Genomic DNA, 4,380 nt, shown 5'->3' on the forward strand with positions numbered 1-4,380 from the left:
TGCTTACTAAGCAATACTAGGGGTTAATGGGTTGTTTAAGGTATATCATTGTCTTAGTTCAGCCGTTTTTATAGTATGTAACTTCTAAATAATTAGAAAATTTTGAAAGTAGTTGAAGGTGATAGGATTACCAAATTATTTTATTTCTATTATTGCATCCGCTGGCTCGGCGCTTACGCTTTTTGGTTTGTTCATATTAATCGAGTTTGCATTACCCGCTTCACTGGCATCTAGACTTCAAAAATATTTTCGGGCTTTGACTTTTATCCTTATCGGCATTGCAGTGATGATGCTACACGTGGATGTTGGGCAAGGCACTATCATTGACGAACGTGGTGCAGTGATTGCTGTGGCGACAATATTCAGTGGACCCTGGGTAGGGGGCATGGTTGCTTTAGTGGAGGCGCTTTACCGTCTCTTTATCGGAGGAGAATTAGCATGGGTGGGCGTTAAGGGAATCGCTCTTGACTATGCTTTAGTGTTATTGGTGGTGAGTTATTTCAAGCGCATCAATAAGTCAGAAATTATCTCTTTCCAGCTAATCTTCTTCGCTGGCATTGCCGCGGGGTTGGGCGAAGCAATGTCTTTTATATTTACCCAGCCACTGCATGAGGGGCTAAATAAGATCATGCTATATGGCCCATCTCTTTTTCTAGCGCAACTAATCGCAACCCTGCTCTTCGGCGGCTTGCTGAAAACTCAATACGAGCGTTCACAAGCCATGAGCACTATAGAGCAGAAATCGTTAGCGATAAGTGAGCTGCTAAGGCAAACGGTTGCAGCCTTGTCATCAGCGATGTTGCACCGCGACCCAACAACAGCCAATCACCAAAAAAATGTTGCGAAACTTTCAGTAGCGATAGGAAAGATGCTTGGGTTGGATGCACAACGCTTGGAAGGCTTGCAACTTGCCGCATTGGTGCATGATATTGGGCAGATTCAGATTCCTGCCGAAATTTTGTCGCGTGCGCGTAAGTTATCAAACGAAGAGTTTGAACTCATCAAAATGCATGCAGAAGCGGGCTATGCAATCCTCTACGACATCCCATTTCCGTGGCCTATTGCCGAGATAGTTTATCAGCATCATGAAAACCTTGATGGCTCAGGTTACCCAAGACAACTCGCTCATGAGCAAATTTTGCTGGAGGCGAAAATCATTCGGGTTGCCGACAGTGTAGAAGCAATGCTCTCGCACCGCCCGTTTCGCCGTGCTTATGATAAGGAGTTTGCATTTTCTGAGTTATATAAATTTAGTGGGAAGTATTATGATCCCGACGTCTTAGATGCTTGTATCAAGCTCTTTAATGAACGTAACTTCTCGTTTTCGAAATGACCGTAGAATATATGCCTAAGCAACTAGACTTTTCTTTGTCAAAGAATAAAAAGTTTGTTAGAGAAATTGTGACAGGTGCGCCAGTTACTGTTTCCCCATCGACATCTCTTGGCGAAGCTGCTGAGATGATGGAGGTCATGCACATCAGTTGCTTACTGGTTACAGACCAAAGCAAGGTTGTTGGCATATTGACTGAGCGCGACATTATTCACGCACTGAATGATTTGATGCCAACTTCTAACACAGTAGAGACGGTGATGGCGCATGACCTTATTTCTGTACAAGACTCAGAAGAAATCCATAAAGCTTATCACACGATGGTGGCTCACGGAATACGCCATCTGCTAGTCCTAGACCGTGAAGCATCTCCTGTAGGCGTGCTCACGGAAACAGATTTCAGAAACCAAAAAAGTAGCCACTCGTATGCGGGTACGCTAGATGTAGCGAGCGTGATGAGCCACCGCTATGTGGAAATGTCCGCCAACCTACCAGCGACTAAAGCGACCCTTGAAATGCAGGCGCACAGACTTGAGTGCGTGATTGTGACGGATGGCAATGCGCCAGTTGGCATATTGACTGAGCGAGATATGGTCAGGCTATATCGTTTGCAAATGGCGGAAGCGCGGCTTGAGGACGTGATGAGTACGCCTGTTTTGACAGTCAGATCAGATGCTCCGTTGAACGATGCTGCCAATTTGATGCAACAGCACAACGTAAGACGGCTCGTTGTGATAGATGACCATCATCATGTGATTGGCCTTCTCAATCAGCATGATCTTGTTAAGTATATGGAGGACGAATACATTCAGATGCTTCAGCATCTAGTCATCAGTCAAGCGCATGAACTGACAGAGAATCGTTTTCTTACCTTAGTAAACAATTTGCCACAAAAAATCTTTGTCAAAGATGTTAACTCGGTCTATATGATTAGCAACAATAGTTATGCCAAAGATCTCGGCATCAATGCGCTTGATATCGCTGGTAAAACGGATTTTGATTTTTTCCCACCCGAGCTTGCAGCACGCTATCAGTCGGATGATAAAAGGGTCATGGCCGAAAAGACTGTGATAACTGTTGAAGAGCCTTATCTAACCAAAGGTAAGAATCTTTGGATACAGACTACAAAAGCTCCGATGTTTGATCAGCATGGCAACGTCAATGGCGTGGTCGTCATTTTTGATGATATCACTCAACATAAATTAGATTTAGAACTAATCCATCGGCGTACTTGGGCACTAGAAGCGCTTGGCCGAAGTAATAAGGCATTGATTTTTGCAAAAACAGAAAATGAATTGATACACAAAGTATGTGAGTCCATTACCTATCAAGATGTTTATTTGTTAGCCTGGTTTGGGTGGGCGATACAAGACGAAAAGCAAAGCATAAGCATAGTAGCCAGTTCCGGGGCTGCTCGTCAGTATGTTAATGATTTAAAAATTAGCTGGGGAGATAACGAGTTAGGTAATGGCCCAACCGGCAAGTCAATACGATTGGGTTTGGTACAGATTAATAATATTTTGAGTCAAAACATGGCGTTTTCTCCCTGGAAGGCCAAGGCGGAAAAGTTTGGCATAGGCTCCTCAGTTTCTCTTCCGGTAAAAATAGAAGGTAAAGTGGCTGGAGCCTTAACTGTGTATGCCAAGGAAGTAAACGCATTCGGGTCGGATGAGGTCGAGTTATTTGAGGAATTAGCAGCTAACCTTGGATACGGCATAGCGTCTAGGCGAACTGCGCTTGCATATGAGGCTGAATTGTTTAGCCGTGAAAAGCAGGCACGTATCCTGGAAAAATCCATGGAAGATGCCCTGATGGCAATTTCATCTACACTTGAATATCGTGACCCTTACACTGCGGGACATCAAAAAAATGTAGCTGATCTAGCGGTTATCATTGGACGAGAATTAGGTTTGGACGAATCTCGCATTCACGGACTCTATCTAGCCGCAGTTGTTCACGATATAGGTAAAATTCAGTTACCGACGGAAATTCTCGTAAAGCCGACAAAGTTAAGCCCTCAGGAGTTTAGGCTAATACAGACTCATCCCGAGGTGGGGTATAACATTTTGAGCAAGATTGATTTTCCGTGGCCATTGGCAGAAATCATTCGCCAACATCATGAGTATTTAGATGGCTCCGGATATCCGCGAGGACTAAAAGCTGATGAAATACTGCTAGAGTCAAAAATTCTGACAGTTGCCGATATCGTGGAGTCGATGTCTTCAGATCGACCATACAGACCCGCTTTAGGGCTAGAAACTTCTATTGCACAAATTAACTCGATGCGCGGAACTAAACTAGACGAGAGCGTCGTAGATGCTTGCATTGCAGTTCTAAAACGAGATGAATTTATACCTAAATTACTTGGTTTTTAAAACCTAATGTAGGGTTCTGTCGTTGCGCTTTTCGCCCATATTTTCTCTAATATGCGATTGAGTAGCCAAGGTATGCAAACGGCTGCATGCGTGTTTCAACAATTGGACTATTGGCCTGCTCATCACTTAATCGCGTCACCGAAGTGCCAAACAGCACAAAACTATCTTTACCCACAGCATATGATCCGTTCACACCCACTTTGAACTCAGTGCCAGATCCTGCGGAATAAGCAGCTCGAGATTGTGAAGTTTCGTTTGTGCCTACGCCAAAGTAGTAGTCGTTAAATTTATGATTGTTCCACGCCAAGCCCAGGCTGCCATTTAACTTGAACGCGCTACCACGGATTAGATTTTTGATATATTGCAAATCTACAGTCTGGCCATTGCTTGCGCCACCAACGTCAAATGCCCATTGTGCATTAAATGTACCGTAATCCGTTTGCCAGCGCACTGTTGGCCCTAAATCAACACTGAAGTCACGATCGCGCATGCCGCGAGTTAACCTCCCGTCATCCGCATCCCATCCAAACCGAGCCTGGGTCGCTATACCAAACCTTAAACGTTTATCATCTGAATCTACTAACCAAACGCCAGCTTGCAAAGCGTTAATGTAAAAGCGGTCACCATAATTAGCATTAATGATAGGTAGCGCTAATACTCTAAACTCATCTGAAC

At 44.2% G+C, this 4,380-nt stretch carries 3 protein-coding genes; 2 read left to right on the forward strand and 1 reads right to left on the reverse strand.

Annotated features, from left to right (window positions below):
- Positions 1 to 118 precede the first annotated feature (118 nt).
- Together B7X71_RS12440 and B7X71_RS12445 are read left to right on the forward strand one after the other, a co-directional pair.
- A complete protein-coding gene (locus B7X71_RS12440; RefSeq protein WP_293600893.1) occupies positions 119 to 1,333 on the forward strand; it encodes an HD domain-containing phosphohydrolase in 1,215 nt (404 codons plus the stop codon).
- An 11-nt stretch (positions 1,334 to 1,344) separates the two neighbouring features.
- Positions 1,345 to 3,705, forward strand: a complete 2,361-nt coding sequence (locus tag B7X71_RS12445; RefSeq protein WP_293600894.1) for a CBS domain-containing protein — start codon at positions 1,345 to 1,347, stop codon at positions 3,703 to 3,705.
- 46 nt (positions 3,706 to 3,751) lie between these two features.
- Here B7X71_RS12445 and B7X71_RS12450 read toward each other — a convergent pair.
- On the reverse strand, positions 3,752 to 4,380 hold a 629-nt coding region (locus B7X71_RS12450; protein WP_293600895.1), incomplete at its 5' end, for a MipA/OmpV family protein.

The organism is Polynucleobacter sp. 39-46-10 (assembly GCF_002282275.1).